At 65.2% G+C, this 18,238-nt stretch carries 11 protein-coding genes; 4 read left to right on the forward strand and 7 right to left on the reverse strand.

What is annotated here, in order from left to right; translation table 11 throughout:
- Window positions 1-44 precede the first annotated feature (44 nt).
- Window positions 45-4,013, forward strand: a complete 3,969-nt coding sequence (putA, locus tag AABM56_RS01685) for a trifunctional transcriptional regulator/proline dehydrogenase/L-glutamate gamma-semialdehyde dehydrogenase (RefSeq protein WP_347883805.1) — start codon at window positions 45-47, stop codon at window positions 4,011-4,013.
- A 172-nt stretch (window positions 4,014-4,185) separates the two neighbouring features.
- Here putA and AABM56_RS01690 read toward each other — a convergent pair whose 3' ends face one another.
- Both AABM56_RS01690 and AABM56_RS01695 read right to left on the reverse strand, forming a co-directional pair.
- Window positions 4,186-6,525, reverse strand: a complete 2,340-nt coding sequence (locus tag AABM56_RS01690; protein WP_133860609.1) for an FdhF/YdeP family oxidoreductase — start codon at window positions 6,523-6,525, stop codon at window positions 4,186-4,188.
- A gap of 85 nt (window positions 6,526-6,610) precedes the next feature.
- The gene (locus AABM56_RS01695) at window positions 6,611-7,078 is read right to left on the reverse strand and encodes a tRNA (cytidine(34)-2'-O)-methyltransferase (RefSeq protein WP_133860498.1); all 468 of its coding nucleotides are present in this window, start codon (window positions 7,076-7,078) and stop codon (window positions 6,611-6,613) included.
- 72 nt (window positions 7,079-7,150) lie between these two features.
- Between AABM56_RS01695 and AABM56_RS01700 the strand changes: the two genes are divergently transcribed.
- Window positions 7,151-7,708, forward strand: a complete 558-nt coding sequence (locus tag AABM56_RS01700) for a hypothetical protein (protein WP_133860499.1) — start codon at window positions 7,151-7,153, stop codon at window positions 7,706-7,708.
- A 1,204-nt stretch (window positions 7,709-8,912) separates the two neighbouring features.
- Here AABM56_RS01700 and ntrC read toward each other — a convergent pair.
- The 5 genes from ntrC to glnA all read right to left on the reverse strand — a co-directional run bounded on the left by ntrC (window position 8,913) and on the right by glnA (window position 14,315).
- Window positions 8,913-10,343 carry a nitrogen regulation protein NR(I) gene (ntrC, locus tag AABM56_RS01705; protein WP_017639445.1) on the reverse strand — a complete coding sequence of 477 codons (1,431 nt, stop codon included), beginning with the start codon at window positions 10,341-10,343 and terminating at the stop codon, window positions 8,913-8,915.
- 12 nt (window positions 10,344-10,355) lie between these two features.
- Window positions 10,356-11,420 (reverse strand): nitrogen regulation protein NR(II), encoded by a 1,065-nt coding sequence (gene glnL / locus AABM56_RS01710; RefSeq protein ID WP_133860500.1) that lies wholly within the window; start codon window positions 11,418-11,420, stop codon window positions 10,356-10,358.
- A 171-nt stretch (window positions 11,421-11,591) separates the two neighbouring features.
- Window positions 11,592-12,230, reverse strand: a complete 639-nt coding sequence (locus AABM56_RS01715; RefSeq protein WP_133860501.1) for a DUF4124 domain-containing protein — start codon at window positions 12,228-12,230, stop codon at window positions 11,592-11,594.
- Window positions 12,230-12,748, reverse strand: coding sequence for a DUF4124 domain-containing protein (locus AABM56_RS01720; protein WP_133860502.1), 519 nt, complete (start codon window positions 12,746-12,748; stop codon window positions 12,230-12,232). The genes AABM56_RS01715 and AABM56_RS01720 overlap by 1 nt, the downstream gene beginning before the upstream one ends.
- A 160-nt stretch (window positions 12,749-12,908) precedes the next feature.
- Window positions 12,909-14,315: a glutamate--ammonia ligase gene (gene glnA, locus AABM56_RS01725; protein WP_017639449.1), complete on the reverse strand. Its 1,407-nt coding sequence runs from the start codon at window positions 14,313-14,315 to the stop codon at window positions 12,909-12,911.
- Window positions 14,316-14,700: 385 nt separating this feature from the next.
- On the opposite strand from glnA, the gene thiI reads away from it, so the two are divergent.
- Complete coding sequence (thiI, locus tag AABM56_RS01730; protein ID WP_133860503.1) at window positions 14,701-16,155, forward strand: tRNA uracil 4-sulfurtransferase ThiI; 1,455 nt, start codon at window positions 14,701-14,703, stop codon at window positions 16,153-16,155.
- Between the two features lie 157 nt (window positions 16,156-16,312).
- Window positions 16,313-18,130, forward strand: a complete 1,818-nt coding sequence (gene typA / locus AABM56_RS01735) for a translational GTPase TypA (protein WP_133860504.1) — start codon at window positions 16,313-16,315, stop codon at window positions 18,128-18,130.
- Window positions 18,131-18,238: the final 108 nt, after the last annotated feature.

An 18,238-nucleotide genomic window follows, 5' to 3' on the forward strand; every position in this document is an offset into this window, starting at 1 on the left:
AAGCTGCGCCGAATTTCGACGCCTTCTTGCTTGAGGACCTGCGCATGGCCACTACCACTACCCTGGGCGTAAAGCTCGACGAAGCCACCCGCGATCGCCTCAAGGAAGCGGCGCGCCGCATTGATCGGACGCCTCACTGGCTGATCAAGCAGGCCATCTACACCTACCTCGAGACCCTGGAAAGCGGCGCGACCCTGGCCGATCTGCAGGGTATCGCCCAGCGTCTGGCCGAGGGCGACAACGAAGCCGTCGAGGCCCTGGCCGATCCGGTCTACCAGCCGTTCCTGGAGTTCGCCGAGAGCATCCTGCCGCAATCCGTGCTGCGCTCGGCCATCACCGCCGCCTATCGCCGGCCGGAAGAAGAGCTGCTACCGCTGCTGCTGGAGCAGGCGCGCCTGCCCGCGGCCCAGGCCAAGGCTACCCACGAACTGGCCCATCGCATCGCCGAGAAGCTGCGCAATGCCAAGGGTGCAACCGGGCGCTCCGGAATGGTGCAGAGTCTGCTCCGCGAGTTCTCGCTGTCCTCCCAGGAAGGCGTGGCCCTGATGTGCCTGGCCGAAGCCCTGCTGCGCATTCCGGACAAAGGCACCCGTGATGCCCTGATCCGCGACAAGATCAGCACCGGCAACTGGCAGCCGCACCTGGGCAACAGCCCGTCGCTGTTCGTCAATGCCGCCACCTGGGGGCTGCTGCTGACCGGTCGCCTGGTGTCGACCCACAACGAGGCCGGCCTCACCAGCTCGCTCAATCGCCTCATCGGCAAGAGCGGCGAGCCGGTGATCCGCAAGGGCGTGGACATGGCCATGCGCCTGATGGGCGAGCAGTTCGTCACCGGCGAGACCATCGCCGAGGCCCTGGCCAACGCCAGCAAGTTCGAGGCGAAGGGCTTCCGCTACAGCTACGACATGCTGGGTGAAGCGGCCCTGACCGAGGCCGACGCGCGCCGCTACCTGGCCTCCTACGAGCAGGCCATCCACTCCATCGGCAAGGCCTCCCACGGTCGCGGCATCTACGAAGGCCCGGGCATCTCCATCAAGCTCTCGGCGCTGCATCCGCGCTACAGCCGCGCCCAGTACGACCGGGTGATGAGCGAACTCTACCCGCGCCTGCTGGAACTGACCCTGCTGGCCAAGCGCTACGACATCGGCCTGAACATCGACGCCGAGGAAGCCGATCGCCTGGAGATCTCCCTGGATCTGCTGGAGCGCCTGTCCTTCGAACCGCAACTGGCCGGCTGGAACGGCATCGGCTTCGTCATCCAGGCCTACCAGAAGCGCTGCCCGCTGGTGATCGACTACCTGATCGACCTGGCCCGGCGCAGCCGTCGCCGCCTGATGATCCGCCTGGTCAAGGGCGCCTACTGGGACAGCGAGATCAAGCGCGCTCAGGTGGAAGGCCTGGAGGGTTATCCGGTCTATACCCGCAAGGTCTACACCGACGTGGCCTACCTGGCCTGCGCCCGCAAGCTGCTGGCCGCGCCGGAAGCCATCTACCCGCAATTCGCCACCCACAACGCCCACACCCTGGCCGCCATCTACCAGCTCGGCGGGCAGAACTATTACCCCGGCCAGTACGAATTCCAGTGCCTGCACGGCATGGGTGAGCCGCTGTACGAGCAGGTGGTGGGCAGCGTCAAGGACGGCAAGCTGGCGCGGCCCTGCCGCATCTATGCCCCGGTGGGCACCCACGAGACGCTGCTGGCCTACCTGGTCCGCCGCCTCCTGGAAAACGGCGCCAACACCTCCTTCGTCAACCGCATCGCCGACCACTCCATCTCCCTCGACGAGCTGGTGGCCGATCCGGTGGTGCAGATCGAGCAGCAGTCCAGCAGCGAAGGCGCCATCGGCCTGCCGCATCCGCGCATTCCCCACCCGAGCGCCCTGTACGGTGCCGAGCGTTGCAATTCCAGCGGCCTGGACCTGTCCAGCGAGCACCGCCTGGGTTCGCTGTCGGCCGCGCTGCTGGCCAGTGGCAACACCGCCTGGGAAGCCCGTCCGCTGCTGGGTCGCGCCAGCGAGCCGTCGATTGCGCAGCCGGTGCTCAATCCGGCCGATCGCCGCGACCGTGTCGGCCAGGTCAGCAACGCCACTCGCGCCGATGTCGACATCGCCCTGGAAGAGGCCCTGGCCGCCGCGCCCATCTGGCAATCCACCCCGCCCGAGCAGCGCGCCGCGGCCCTGGATCGCGCCGCCGAACTGATGGAGGCGCAGCTGCAGCCATTGATGGGCCTCCTGGTGCGCGAGGCTGGCAAAACCTACGCCAACGCCATCGCCGAGGTACGCGAGGCAGTGGATTTCCTGCGCTACTACGCCGCCCTGGTGCGCCGTGACTTCGCCAATGACAGCCACCGCCCGCTGGGCCCGGTGGTCTGCATCAGCCCCTGGAACTTCCCCCTGGCCATCTTCAGCGGCCAGATCGCCGCGGCCCTGGCCGCCGGCAACACGGTGCTGGCCAAGCCGGCCGAGCAGACCCCGCTGATCGCCGCCCAGGCCGTGCGTCTGTTGCTGGAAGCCGGCATCCCTGAGGGCGTGCTGCAGTTGCTGCCAGGCGAGGGCTCCACCATCGGCGCCGCCCTGGTCAACGATGTGCGGGTCAAGGGCGTGATGTTCACCGGCTCCACCGAGGTGGCCCAGATCCTGGCGCGCAACATCGCCGGACGTCTGGACGCCCAGGGCCGGCCGATCCCGTTGATCGCCGAGACCGGTGGCCAGAACGCCATGATCGTCGACTCCTCGGCGCTGGCCGAGCAGGTGGTGACCGACGTGGTCGCCTCCGCCTTCGACAGCGCCGGTCAGCGCTGCTCGGCCCTGCGCGTGCTCTGCGTGCAGGACGACGTGGCCGATCGCGTGCTGGAAATGCTCAAGGGCGCCATGGCCGAATGCCGCCTGGGCAACCCGGAGAACCTGGCCATCGACATCGGCCCGGTGATCGACGGCGAGGCCAAGACCACCATCGACAAGCACATCCAGACCCTGAGAGGCAAAGGCCGCCGGGTGCACCAGGGCGGTCGCGTCGAAGGCGACGCCATCCACCGTGGCACCTTCGTCATGCCCACTCTGATCGAGCTGGAAAGCCTGGCCGAATTGGGTCGCGAGGTCTTCGGGCCGGTGCTGCACGTGGTGCGCTATGGTCGCAAGGACCTGGACAAGGTGATCGACCAGATCAATGCCACCGGCTACGGCCTGACCTTTGGCGTCCACACCCGCATCGACGAGACCATCGCCAAGGTGATCGAGCGCGCCCATGCCGGCAACCTCTACGTCAACCGCAACATGGTCGGCGCGGTGGTCGGGGTGCAGCCCTTCGGCGGCGAAGGCCTCTCGGGCACCGGTCCCAAGGCGGGCGGTCCGCTCTACCTCTATCGCCTGCTCAGCACCCGTCCCGATGGCGATCCCGCCGTGGCCCTGGCCAAGGGCAGCACCGGCGAGACCGAATGGCAGGTGCGTGATGCCCTGCGTCAGCAGGCCGGCAATCCGCTGGGCGCCCTGCACGACTGGGCCAGGCAGCAGGGCCTGGGCGAGCTGGAGCAGGCCTGCCTGAGATTCGCCGAAGAATCCCTGAGCGGCCTGACCCGCCTGCTGCCGGGTCCGACCGGCGAGCGCAACAGCTACAGCCTGCTGCCACGTAGCCGGGTGCTGTGCCTGGCGGCCGACGACAGCGATCTGCTGCTGCAACTGGCAGCGGTCATGGCGGTGGGCAGCACGGCGCTGATCGAGGAGGCCCACAAGGCCACCCTGAATCGCCTGCCGCAGGCTGTACGCTCGCGGGTGCAGGTGGCGGCCGACTGGCGCAAGGACGAGGTCGCCTTCGAAGCGGTCCTGCACCATGGCGATTCCGATCAGCTGCGCCAGATCTGCCAGCAGGTGGCCAAGCGCAGTGGTCCCATCGTCGGTGTCCAGGGCCTGGCCCGTGGCGAAACCGCCATCCCGCTGGAGCGCCTGCTCATCGAGCGCGCCCTGAGCGTGAACACGGCAGCGGCCGGCGGCAATGCCAGTCTGATGACCATCGGTTGAGGGCGCGTCGGGCTGAGCTGGATGCAGCGAAGCCCGCCATTCGCGTAGCCGTTGGGCTTCGACGATGGAGCTGTCTCAGCCCAACCTACTAAAGCACGTCCGTAGGTTGGGTTGAGCGTAGCGAAGCCCAACAGCAGGCCATGGCCTAGCTCAGGCGAGACTCCAGCAGGGCCTAATACTGCGCCCCATACCCCTCCGGCTCCACTGGAAAGCTGCCATCGTTGGCGGCGATCAGCTTGTTCAGACGGACCGGGATGGCTTTGGCCGCCGGTACCTTGCTGCCCTCGGCATGGTGCCAGAGCGGGATCAGGGCATTGCATTCCGGGTAGTAGCCGCCACAGGCGCCTTCCGGAATGTTGTAGGGCGTGACCCGCAGCGGTCCCACTTCGCGGCGTACGCCATCGTCGGCCACCGTCGACACCTGCACCTTGTCGCCCTCGGCCAGGCCCAGGCGTTCGATGTCGTTGCGATTCATGAAGAGCACCGCCCGGGTACCCTTCACGCCGCGGAAACGATCGTGATAGCCGTAGATTGTGGTGTTGAACTGGTCGTTGCTGCGCAGCGTCATCAGGGTCAGGACGTCACGCCCGCTCGCGGGCATATCCGGGTCTTCTTCCAGGCTGCGTGGCACGATGAGATTGGCCTTGCCGGTTTCGGTCTTCCACTCGCGCTTGGCCGCTGGCAGCGGACGATGGAAGCCACCTACCTCCCACATCCGCGCATTGAAGTCGTGGAAGATCTCCGGGAAGGACTGCGCGATTTCGTCGCGGATCAGGGCATAGTCGGCCACCCAGGCATCCCAGGTGACCTTGGGGTTGTCCGGCAGGGTAGCCTTGGCCAACCCGGCGACGATGGCTGGCTCGGACAGCAACTCACCCTCGGGCGGCTCGGCCGCGCCGCGCCAGCCGTGGATGCAGCCGGTGCTGTCCTCGGTGCTATGGGCCTGTTCCACCTCGTTCTGGCGATCGATCTCGGTCCGCCCCAGGCAGGGCAGCAGGTAGGCTTTGTCCGCCGGCACCAGATGATTGCGATTGAGCTTGGTGGCGATCTGTACCGACAGGCGCAGGGTGCGCCAGGCGGGCTCCATCAGGCTGGTCTCGGGAATGGCGCGCAGGAAGTTGCCGCCCAGGCCGATGAAGGCCTTTACCGAGCCGTCGAGGATGCCTTCGCAGGCCTCTACGGTATTGCGGCCCTTGTCTTGCGGCGGCGTGAAGCCGAAACGCTCGCCCAGCTGCTTCAACGGCGCCAGTTCCGGTTTTTCGGTGATACCCACGGTACGCTGACCCTGGACATTGGAATGCCCCCGAACCGGACAGATACCGGCACCAGGCTTGCCGAGGTTGCCGCGCAGCAGCAGCAGGTTGGCCAGCATCTGGATGGTTTCCACCCCGTAGCGATGCTGGGTCAGCCCCATGCCATAGATACCGATGACCTTCTGGCAGCGGGCATAGACGGTAGCGGCCGCTTCCAGCGCACTGCGGGTAAGGCCCGACTGGCGCTCCAGCTGCGGCCACTCCTGACGTTGCAGCCATTCGCAGAAGTCGGCGAAGCCATGGCAGTGCTCGGCGATGAAGGCATGATCGAGCACCGCGGCCTGGCCCTGTTCACGGGCCTGGTCATCGGCGGTCAGCAGCGCCTTGCACATGCCGGTAAGGGCCGCCAGGTCGCCACCCGGCTTGAGCTGATGGTACTGGGTGCTGATCTGGGTGGGGTGGTCGGTCAGCATCTCCACCGGCGATTGTGGATTGACGAAGGTTTCCAGGCCACGTTCGCGCAGGGGATTGAAGGTGATGATGGGCGCGCCACGTTTGCGTGCTTCCTGCAGGTCATGCAGCATCCGCGGGCTGTTGCTGCCCGGATTCTGACCAAAGAACAGCAGGCAGTCGGTCTGATCGAAGTCGTCGAGGGTCACGGTGCCCACGGTCACGCCGATGCTCTTGGGCAGGGCCACCGAGGTGCTCTCGTGGCACATGTTGGAACTGTCCGGCAGGTTGTTGGTGCCGTACAGGCGGGCATAGAGCTGATAGAGGTAGGAGGTCTCCAGCGCGGCGCGACCCGAGGCGTAGAAGATCACCGAGTCCGGATCCAGCGCCTTGAGTTCGGCGCCGATGTCGGCGAAGGCCTCGACCCAGCTCACCGGCCGATAACGGTCGCTGGCGGCGTCGTAACGCAGGGGGTGGGTCAGGCGTCCGACCTCCTCCAGGTCATAGTCGCGCCAGCCGCGCAGTTCGGTAAGGGAATGGCCGGCAAAGAATTCCGGTCCGCACCTCTTGCTGGTGACCTCCCAGGCAGTGGCCTTGGCGCCGTTCTCGCAGAATTCCAGCGGATGAGGCTTGCCCGGCTTGGCCCAGGCGCAACTCACGCAGGCGAAACCGCCGTGCTTGTTCTGCCTGGCCAGCAGGGCGCCGGACTTGAGCGGCACCCGTTCGCGCAGGACGATCTCGGTCACCGAGCGCGCCGAGCCCCAGCCACCGGAGGGCGCATCGTAGCGTTCAACCTTGGGTTTGCCGATCTTGCTCATGGTGCGCCTCGTGTGACGGTCTGGCGATGTGCCTGTAGGTCATGGGACGGCGCGTCTGGCGGGAAGGTTCTGACGGTCAGCCCGGCGGTGCGGCGAAGTCCAGTTGCCGCCAGCCTTCGTAGACCGCCACGGCCACGGTGTTGGACAGATTGAGGCTGCGGCGATTGGGCAGCATGGGCAGGCGCAGCCGCTGCTCGGGCGGCAGGGACTCCAGCACCTCGGCCGGCAGGCCGCGACTTTCCGGGCCGAACAGCAGGGCGTCGCCCGGCGCATAGGCGATCTCGGTGAAGGGATGGCTGGCCTTGGTGGTGAAGGCCAGCAGTCGGGGTGGCTGCAAATCTGCTATACAGGCCGCGAGGCTGGCATGGGTCCGCACGCTGGACCACTCGTGGTAGTCCAAGCCGGCGCGGCGCAATTTCTTGTCGTCCAGCGCAAAGCCCAGTGGCTCGATCAGATGCAGGCGGCAGCCGGTGATGGCGCACAGGCGAATGACGTTGCCGGTATTGGGCGGAATTTCCGGTTGGTAGAGGATGATGTCGAACATGAAGGGCAGGGCGCCTGGCAAAGCGCCTATGGTACTGCGCCACCGTCGCGCCGTCGCGAGCGGGGTAGGGCGATGAACCTCTGGCGCCGGCTGGTCGACTGGCTGTTGCGCGAACAGCGCGCCCGCCGGGAAGAACTGGCGCGGGTGGAGGATCCCGACCTGCTCAAGGCCGAATGGCGCAGCCAGCGCCAGCGCCTGACCCTCTGGCTGGCCTCGGCGGCGCTGGGCGCCGGCCTGTTCGGCATGATCATCGGCCAGCTGGTGTACCAGCGTACCCATCCCGATCCCTGGTCGTCCGAGGCCCGCCGCCCGGTCATCCTGGGGGTGGACAGTCGCCAGGAAGCCGGCCGCTTCGAATTGCTGATCACCGCCGATCGCTCGCTGTTCTACGAACGCTATCGCCCCGACGGCGCCCTCAGCCTGCGCCTGCCCCGCGCCCGCTGGGACGGCGGCGAACGCCAGGGGCGGGTGGCGCGGCCGGGCGGCAGCTTTTCCTGGACGGTACGCCAGGACGGACAGGATCTGAAGATTTTGCTGGTAGGCGTTGGCGGCGCCCTGCAGGCCAGTGATCGTATTGCCGAGGAAGGCGAGGACTGGGTGCTCCACGTCGAGGTCCCGCTGACCCCCTGAAATGCCCCGTTATCAGGCAAAGGGCCGCTGGTTTGCACCAGGGCGGAACGGGATGTGGCGCCGAGTTGCCTAGGTGCTTCATCTGCCACGGCCAATCCCATGGGCTTGGCCGTGGGGTGAAAAGCGCTCTAGCCTGGGGTTCGCGACTTTTCACGGACGAAAAAAAGAGGCCATCACAGTGAGTGATGGCCTCGAGAAGAAAAGAGGGGATTCCCCAGCCTGCCTGTACCGAGGTCCCCAAAAGGGTAGTTACCTAGGATATTGCAGGAGGTGTGCCAAGTTTTGGTTTGGGTGGTTTTGGGGGGGCTTTGTTACCTGGGTTGAGCGTTAGCGAAGCCCAAACGTCTCGGGTTCGGGCTTAAGGCTGCCTCAGCGGATTATCGCAGTTTGCTGATCGTTTTATTTTCGCCCCCCTCGGGGGAGTCACTTTTGCCAGTCGCGGCTGCGCGCCCCGGACAAAAGTAACCAAAAACGCTGTCCCCACGTTTCGGCCCTCCGCTGCGCTCCGGGTCCCCTCACTCCGGCGCCGCTCCGGGGGGCACGGCACGAAGGGGCCTCCTGCCCCTCGCGCCTTGCTCGGCGTCCTGCCTCGCATCCCCCTACGCGACACCTGCACTCGGCCTCACTGACGGGGACGGGGCGCCAGCCTGAGAGTTCGGAGTTCAGGGGGGGCGTAGCGTGGAAAACCGCGCAGCGTTTTCCACTGTTGGGCACCGACATCATCAGTGGACAAGGCTTCGCCCTTGTCCACGCTATGAGTCGCTTCCGTTTCTTCAACCAACACTTTCAGTCTGGCGAGTCGCCCCGTTCAGGAGGGCGAACGCCAGTGTCGTGGAGTGGGTCGAGCCGCATGGATGCGGCGAGAGGCCTAACGGGCCATGGACGGCCCGTGTAGGCCGACCCCGGAACGGCGCTGGCGTGAGCGAAACGTAGCGCAGCGAAGTAACAGCCGTAGGCTGGCCCGAAGGGCGAGCAACGCGAGTCACCCGGAGCGCAGCGGAGGGCCGGATGGTCGGGGCAAGCGTTTTTGCTTACTTTTGTCCGGGGCGCGCAGCCGCGACTGAAAAAAGTGAGTCGCCCGAGTGGGCGAAAAAAGAGCTACCAGCAAAACACGATAAGCAGCTAAGGCACCGATATGAAGTTCAAGCCTGGCAATGTTGGGCTTCGCTTACGCTCAACCCAACCTACGGCACCGTCGAGAGCCTCAGTCTTCCCCCTCCTCATCCGGCCCGTCCACCTTCATGCCCAGCTCCTTGATCTTGCGGGTCAGGGTGTTGCGACCCCAGCCCAGCAGGACGGCGGCATCGCGGCGGCGGCCGGCGGTGTGCTTGAGGGCCGTCTCGATCATGATGCGTTCGAAGGCCGGTACGGCGTTGTCCAGCAGGCTCGACTGGCCACGGGTGAGGGCCTGGTCGGCCCACTGGCGCAGCGCCTGTTCCCAGTTGGCGGCGGGGGCGGCGTCCTGGGGCTGGTTGAGCAACTCCGGCGGCAGGTCGTCGATCAGCACCTCGCGGCTGGAGGCCATCACCGTGATCCAGCGGCAGGTGTTCTCCAGCTGGCGCACGTTGCCCTGCCAGGGCAGACCCTTCATGTACTCCTCGGTCTCGCTGCGCAGGGTCTTGGGCTCCACGGCCAGTTCCTGGGCGGCGCGGGCGAGGAAGTGGCGGGCGAGGGCGGGGATGTCCTCGCGGCGATCGGCCAGGCGCGGGATGTGGATGCGGATGACGTTGAGGCGATGGAACAGGTCTTCGCGGAACTTGCCCTCGCGCACCAGGCCTTCGAGGTTCTGGTGGGTGGCGGCGATGATGCGCACGTCCACCTTGACCGGAGTGTGGCCGCCGACGCGATAGAACTCGCCATCGGCCAGTACGCGCAGCAGGCGGGTCTGGGTGTCGGCCGGCATGTCGCCGATCTCGTCGAGGAACAGGGTGCCGCCATCGGCCTGCTCGAAGCGGCCGCGACGCTGGGCGGCGGCGCCGGTGAAGGCGCCTTTCTCGTGGCCGAATAGCTCGGATTCCATCAGGTCCTTGGGGATGGCGGCCATGTTCAGGGCGATGAAGGGCGCCGCGGCGCGCGGACTGTGGCGGTGCAGGGCGTGGGCGACCAGCTCCTTGCCGGTACCGGATTCGCCATTGATCAGCACCGTGATGTTGGAGTGCGAGAGGCGGCCAATCGCGCGGAACACCTCCTGCATCGCCGGCGCCTCGCCGATGATCTCGGGGGTGCGGGTCAGGTGCGCCGGTTCGGCGAATCCCTGCTGCTCCTGGGCGTGCTGCCCGGCGCGCTTGACCAGGGCCACGGCCTCGTCGACGTCGAAGGGCTTGGGTAGGTATTCGAAGGCGCCGCCCTGGTAGGAGGCCACGGCACTGTCCAGGTCGGAATGGGCGGTCATGATGATGACCGGCAGGCGCGGGTGCATTTCGCGGATGCGCGACAGCAGGTCCAGGCCACTGGTCCCCGGCATGCGGATGTCCGAGATCACCACGTCCGGCTGCTGGCGGCCGAGGCGGGTCATGACGCTGTCGGCGCTGTCGAAGGCAACGGTGGTCATGCCCTCCTGTTGCAGGGCTTTTTCCAGGACCCAGCGGATGGAACGGTCGTCGTCGACGATCCAGACGGTCTCCTGACGGCTCATGCGTACTCCTCGTTATTCCAGCGGCAGGAAGATGCTGAAGGCGGTGTGGCCAGGATGGCTTTCACACTCGATCAGCCCCTGGTGCTGGGTGATGATGTTCTGGGTGATGGCGAGCCCGAGGCCGGTGCCGTCGGGGCGACCGCTGACCATAGGATAGAAGATGGTTTCCTGCAGATCCTGGGGGATGCCCGGACCGTTGTCGGTGATCTCCACCTTGCACACCAGGCGATGGCGGTGGTGGCCGATGGTGAACTGACGCAGGGTACGGGTTCTCAGGGTCACCCGGCCCAGGCGCAGTTCGTTCTGCTGGGAGATGGCCTGCATGGCGTTGCGCACGATGTTGAGCACCGCCTGGATCATCTGCTCCCGATCGATCAGCAGGTCGGGAATGCTCGGATCGTAGTCGCGCACCAGGTTGATCAGGCCCTGGCTTTCCGCTTCCACCAGGCTGCAGACCCGTTCGAGCACCTCGTGGACGTTGGTGATGGCGAGTTTCGGCAGCTTGTTGGAGCCGAGCATGCGATCGACCAGATTCCGCAGCCGGTCGGCTTCCTCGATGATGACGTTGGTGTAGTCCTTGAGTGCCTCTTCCGGCAGCTCGCGCGCCAGCAGCTGGGCCGCGCCGCGGATGCCGCCGAGGGGATTCTTGATCTCGTGGGCCAGGCCGCGCACCAGCAGCTTGGTGGTCTCCTGCTTGGAGATCTGCGCCTCTTCCTTGGTGATGCGCAGCAGGCGGTCGCGCGGATGGACTTCCAGCAGCAGCAGGGTGTTGTGGCGATCCAGGATCGGGGTCACCGCATAGTCCACCGTGAGGCTGTTGCCCGAGGTGGAGATCAGCAGCGCCTCGCGCTTGGTGAAGGGGTGGGCATGGTCCACCGCCTGACGCAGTGCCTGCAGGGCCTCGGGCGATTCGGTGAACAGCTCGCTGATGAACTGGCCATGGCTGCGCTGGCCGCTGATGGCCAGCAGCATCTCGGCCGCCGGATTCATGTACTCCAGGCGCAACTCCGCATCGAGCAGGATGACCGCGGTGGTGAGGTTGTCGAGCAAGAGTCGGTGGATGACGTCGGTAGGCATGAGGGGCCACAGCGCTATAGGGACGATAGGAAAATGCAAGAAGCAAACCAAGACGCCCCGAGTTAGGGCAGATGGCTGTAACGTGCACTAACAGCCGCCGCGCGACAGGCGGAACGAAACCGTATTTGTATCAAGATGGTGCACAATGAAAAAGCGCACCAAATAGGTGCGCTAGAGGAAGGGTAGCCAGGATTTCCTAGGTTCGGGCGGTTTCAGGTCCAGTGGGCATTCCGGGCGCTTGCCCCAGTCCTTGTCGCTACAGGGATGGGCCAGGCGCTTCTGCTCCAGCGAAGGGCGGCGCAGGTGGAAGGGCTGCGCCGGCGTCCGCTCCAGCACGTTGCCATCGGCGGCGAGGATCTCCGCCACCAGACTGTGGCTGCCGCGATCCAGATTGCCCAGGGGAAACACCGGACTGTGCCCGACACCGGCTTCCTTGTCGTCCAGCAGCAGCCGGTAGCTGTGCCCCGGCTGCAACGCCGGCTCGCTGACCAGGCTGACGATGAGTTGCCCTTCCTGATCTATCACCGTGGCATCGGGCTCGGGTACCAGGATGCGCAGCATCTGGTAGCGGAAGGGCGCTGTCTTGGCGGGCCTGGCCGCCGGGGCGGCGGGTGTCGGACTCAGCTTGCGGGTCGGCTGGCCCTGCTGGTTGAGATTGTTGGGCACCGTGAGCGGCACCTGGGTCGCCTTGACGCCCTTGGGTGGCTGGTCGGTGTAGACCCGATTGCCTTCCTTGTCGACATAGCTGTAGACCGCCGCCTGGACAGGCGGCAGCAGGCAGAGCAGCAGCAGGATCAGCAGCGGACGCATCAGCGGGCCGGGCTGTTGACGCTGATGCGCTGCACGGTCACGGTCTTCTCGGCACTGGTCTGGATCACCTCGCCGTTGCCGGACAGCACCTGGGCCGCGAAGCGGTGCTCGCCGCGCTCCAGATTGGCCACGCCGAAGCGGGTGCTCTGACCGGGGCTGCCATAGGGTGCGCCGTCCACCAGCAATTGCAGCGACTGCCCCGGGCCCAGGGCCGGTTCCACGGCTACCCCCACCGAGAAGGTGCCGTTGTTGGCGCGGATGGCCTCATCGTCGGGCACATTGACTTCCAGACGGCTGAAGGCCGGGCCGGCAGGGGTCGTCGCCGCAGGCGCACTGGGGATGGGCGGTGCCGGTCGTGGATTGTCCACGGTGTTGGTGGGCGCCACCTGCACCGGCTTGGCATTGGCCGAGGGCTGGTCGCTGAATACCGTGTTGCCTTCGGCATCCACCGACTTGTAGATCGCGGCCTGGGCGGAGCAGGCGAGGCAGAGCAGACAGCAGGCAAGCAGGCGAGGCATGGCGGAATCTCGGCCGGGCGATGGAGATCAAGGGTAGCAGGCGCGTCGTGTGGGCAGGTAGGCAGCTCGGCCGCTCCGCGCTGGCGTCGGTCGCGGCAATTTTCCCAGGGCAAAAGAAAAGGCCTCCCGAAGGAGGCCTCTTTCAATTACCGCAGCGGGTTCAGACGCTGTAGTACAGGTCGTATTCCAGCGGGTGCACGAAGGTACGCACCTTGATCTCTTCCTCGGACTTCAGCTCGATGTAGGCATCGATGAACTCGTCGGTGAAGACGCCGCCCTTGGTCAGGAACGCGCGACCGGCGTCCAGGGCTTCCAGGGCTTCCTTCAGGCTGCCGCAGACCTGCGGGATCTTCTTGCCTTCTTCCGGCGGCAGATCGTACAGGTTCTTGTCGGCGGCATCGCCGGGGTGGATCTTGTTCTGGATACCGTCCAGGCCGGCCATCAGCAGGGCGGCGAAGCACAGGTAGGGGTTGGCGGCCGGATCCGGGAAGCGGGCTTCGATGCGGCGGGCTTTCGGGCTCGACACATAGGGGATACGGATGGAGGCGGAGCGGTTACGGGCCGAGTAGGCCAGCATGACCGGAGCTTCGAAGCCGGGCACCAGACGCTTGTAGCTGTTGGTGGACGGATTGGTGAAGCCGTTCAGCGCCTTGCCGTGCTTGATGATGCCGCCGATGAAGTACAGAGCGGTATCGGACAGGCCGGCATAGCCTTCGCCGGCGAAGGTGTTCTTGCCATCCTTGGAGATGGACATGTGCACGTGCATGCCGGAGCCGTTGTCGCCGTACAGGGGCTTGGGCATGAAGGTGGCAGTCTTGCCGTAGGCATCGGCCACGTTGTGCACGACGTACTTCAGGGTCTGGGTCTCGTCGGCCTTCTTGACCAGGGTGTTGAACTGCACACCGATCTCGTTCTGGCCAGCGGTCGCCACTTCGTGGTGGTGGACTTCCACGACCAGGCCCATCTCTTCCAGGGCGTTGCACATGGCGGTACGGATTTCGTGGTCGTGATCGACCGGCGGCACCGGGAAGTAGCCGCCCTTGACGCCCGGACGGTGGCCCTTGTTGCCGGACTCGAAGTCGGCATCGGTATTCCAGGAAGCCTGCTCGGAGAAGATCTTGAACATGGAGCCGGAGATGTCCGACTTGAACTTCACTTCGTCGAAGATGAAGAACTCGGGCTCCGGGCCGACGAACACGGTGTCGCCGATACCGGTGGACTTCAGGTATTCCTCGGCAGCGCGGGCGATACCACGGGGGTCGCGCTCATAGGGCTGCATGGTGGAGGGTTCGATGATGTCGCAGACCAGGATCAGGGTCGGCTCTTCGGTGAAGGGATCCAGAACGGCGGTGCTGTCGTCGGGCAGCAGGATCATGTCGGAGGCTTCGATGCCTTTCCAGCCGGCGATGGAGGAGCCGTCGAACATCTTGCCGTGGGCGAAGAAGTCTTCGTCCAGCGCGTCACGCGCCGGCATGGTGACGTGTTGCTGCTTGCCTTTGGTGTCGGTGAAGCGCAGGTCTACCCACTTCACGTCGTTTTCTTTGATCAGTTGAACAGCCTTCGACATGGTTTCCTCCAGAGGAATTTCGGCCGGGAGCGGTTGGCGGTACTCCCGGTATCAGCTGTGCCCTTGAGGGGCGCTTCCGTACTGCCTGGTCAGCGACCGGCGTTCCACGAAAAGCGCCCTATGCTGGCCCAGGGGCGGCTGCCTCACAAGAGAGCAAGTTGTATGCCAGTGCCCTCAAATGGGCTGGAAGCCCTTCCTGACGCCAGTCGTGCCGTTTTCAGGCCAATCGGCGACGTATCTGCGCACCAAGTTGGTGCTTAAAAATTCATCACTGCACTCAAATGGCGCCTGAGGTGATTTTGTCGGCTGAATTCGAGTGCGTGATGGTTTTCAGGTATGATATTCGCCCTTTTCTTTCGCGTTACCCGCCCCCCGTTTCCCGCTCATGAAGCTCATCATCAAGGTCTTTCCGGAAATCACCATCAAGAGTCGCCCGGTGCGCAAGAATTTCATTCGCCAGCTGGTGAAGAACATTCGTGTCGTGCTGCGCGATCTGGATCCGGATGTCCGCGTGGAAGGGGTCTGGGACAACATCACCCTGGAGACCGCGCTCGCCGAGCCGCGGCTGCTGGCGGAGCTGAAGCAGCGGCTGGCCTGCACCCCTGGCATCGGCCAGTTTCTCGAGGTGCACGAGTATCCGCTGGGCGATTTCGACTCGATTCTCGAGTTGTGCGTCCGCCACTTCGGCGAGCGGGTGCGCGGCAAGGTGTTCTCGGTGCGCTGCAAGCGTGCCGGTCGCCATGACTTTTCCTCGATGGACGTCGAGCGCCATGTCGGCGGTGGCCTGCGCGAACGCTGCGGCGGCGCCGGCATCGCCCTGAAGAATCCCGAGGTGAACGTCCGCCTGGAGATCCGTGACCAGCGGCTGTTCATCATCGACGAGCACCACGAAGGGCTGGGCGGTTATCCGCTGGGCGCCCTGGAGCAGGTGCTGGTGCTGATGTCCGGTGGTTTCGACTCCACCGTGGCCGCCTATCAGATGATGAGACGCGGGATGGTCAGCCATTTCTGCTTCTTCAATCTCGGCGGGCGCGCCCACGAACTGGGCGTGATGGAAGTGGCCCACTATCTCTGGGAGAAGTACGGCCGCTCCCAGCGCGTGCTGTTCATCAGCGTGCCCTTCGAGGAAGTGGTGGGGCAGATCCTCACCCAGTGCGACGACAGCCACATGGGCGTGATCCTCAAGCGCATGATGCTGCGTGCGGCCAGTCGTATCGCCGAGCAGCTGCAGATCGAGGCGCTGGTGACCGGCGAAGCCGTCTCCCAGGTCTCCAGCCAGACCCTGACCAACCTGGCGGTGATCGACAAGGCCACCGATACCCTGGTGCTGCGCCCGCTGCTGGCCAGCCACAAGCAGGACATCATCGACACCGCCCAGCGCATCGGCACCGCCGACTTCGCCAAGCACATGCCCGAGTACTGCGGCATCATCTCGGTGAATCCCACCACCAAGGCCAAGGCCCTGCGGGTGGAGCACGAGGAAGGCAAGTTCGATATGGCGGTGCTCGACGCCGCCCTGGAACGCGCGCGCTTCATCACCGTCGACAAGGTGATCGAGGAACTGGGCAAGGACGTGCAGGTGGAAGAGGTGGACCAGCCGCTGCCCGGGCAGGTCGTGGTGGACATTCGCCATCCCGACGCCCAGGAAGACCTGCCGCTGGAGCTGCCCGGCATCGAGGTGCAGACCCTGCCGTTCTTCGCGCTGAACAGCCGTTTCAAGGAACTGGACGAGAATCGCCAGTACCTTCTCTATTGCGACCGCGGGGTGATGAGCCGGCTGCACGCCCATCACCTGCTCACCGAAGGGCACGCCAATGTGCGCGTTTATCGTCCGGCCTAAGCAGCCGGGCCTGCTGGGTGGCAGTATCCGCCACCGCCCTCCCGACCCTTTCTAGCCCTCCGGCCACGTACCGGTCGGCCGCGTTTCGCGCCTTTGCAATCTCCGGCTGTCAGCCTGCTGGCTGAAGCTCCTTCATTTCTATACCGAGAACACCACTGTGATCGAGAATCTACGCAACATCGCCATCATCGCGCACGTCGACCATGGCAAGACCACCCTCGTCGACAAGCTGCTGCGCCTGTCCGGCACCCTGGACCGCAAAGAAGCGGAAAACGAGCGGGTGATGGACAGCAACGACCAGGAAAAGGAACGTGGCATCACCATCCTGGCCAAGAACACCGCGCTGAAGTGGGGCGACTACAACATCAACATCGTCGACACCCCCGGCCACGCCGACTTCGGTGGTGAGGTGGAGCGCGTGATGTCCATGGTCGACTCCGTGCTGCTGGTGGTCGACGCCCAGGACGGCCCCATGCCGCAGACCCGCTTCGTGACCCAGAAGGCCTTCAAGGCCGGCCTGCGTCCGATCGTGGTAGTCAACAAGATCGACCGTCCCGGCGCGCGTCCGGACTGGGTCATCGACCAGATCTTCGACCTGTTCGACAACCTCGGCGCCACCGATGAGCAGCTGGACTTCCCGATCGTCTACGCCAGCGCCCTGAACGGCATCGCCGGTCTGGACCACGAGAAGATGGACGACAACATGGATGCCCTGTTCCAGGCCATCGTCGACCACGTGCCGGCCCCCCAGGTCGATCTGGAAGGTCCCTTCCAGATGCAGATCTCCCAGCTGGACTACAACAGCTTCCTCGGCGTGATCGGCATCGGCCGCATCGCCCGTGGCCGCATCAAGGCCAACACCCCGGTCGTCGCCATCAGCGATGACGGCAGCAAGCGCAACGGTCGTATCCTCAAGATCATGGGCCACTCCGGCCTGCAGCGCGTGGAAGTGGCCGAAGCCGAAGCCGGCGACATCGTCTGCGTCTCGGGCATGGACGAGCTGTTCATCTCCGACACCCTGTGCGATCCGCAGAACGTCGAAGCCCGTCCGCCGCTGACCGTCGACCAGCCCACCGTGAGCATGACCTTCCAGGTCAACGACTCGCCGTTCGCCGGTCGTGAAGGCAAGTTCGTCACCAGCCGCAACATCAAGGACCGGCTGGAGAAGGAACTGCTGCACAACGTGGCCCTGCGCGTCGAGCCGGGCGAGTCGGCCGAGAAATTCAAGGTCTCCGGCCGTGGCGAGCTGCACCTGTCGGTACTGATCGAGAACATGCGCCGCGAAGGCTTCGAGATGGCCGTGGGCCGTCCGGAAGTGGTGATCATCGAGAAGGACGGCGTGAAGCAGGAGCCCTACGAGAACGTCTCCATCGACATCGAAGAGCAGCACCAGGGCTCGGTGATGGAGCAGATGGGTCTGCGCAAGGGCGATCTGACCAACATGATCCCCGACGGCAAGGGCCGTATCCGCCTGGAATACACCATCCCGGCGCGTGGCCTGATCGGCTTCCGTAACAACTTCCTGACCCTGACCTCGGGCAGCGGCATCCTGACCTCGACCTTCAGCCACTACGGCCCGATCAAGGCCGGCGAAGTGACCAACCGTCAGAACGGCGTGCTGGTGTCCATGGCCACCGGTACCGCCCTGACCTACTCGCTGGAAACCCTGCAGAGCCGCGGCAAGCTGTTCCTGGCGCCGGGCGACGAGATCTACGAAGGCCAGCTGTGCGGCATCAACAGCCGTGACAACGACCTGGTGCTCAACCCCACCAAGGGCAAGAAGCTGGACAACATGCGCGCCTCGGGCAAGGACGAAGTCATCGCCCTGGTGCCGCCGATCAAGTTCACCCTCGAGCAGGCACTGGAATTCATCGCCGACGACGAGCTGGTGGAAGTGACGCCGAAGTCCATCCGTCTGCGCAAGAAGTACCTGAACGAGAACGACCGCAAGCGCTTCGAGCGTTCCAAGGTCTGATCCCGCCCGGGTAGTACAGGAAAGCGCCTTCGGGCGCTTTTTTGTTGGCTGTTTTTCAGCGAGCGCGACGCGCGGAGCCGATGGCTCTGCTAGGTTTGGTCTCATGGC

This window comes from Pseudomonas aestiva, assembly GCF_039908605.1.
Taxonomy (GTDB): Bacteria; Pseudomonadota; Gammaproteobacteria; order Pseudomonadales; family Pseudomonadaceae; genus Chryseomonas; species Chryseomonas aestiva.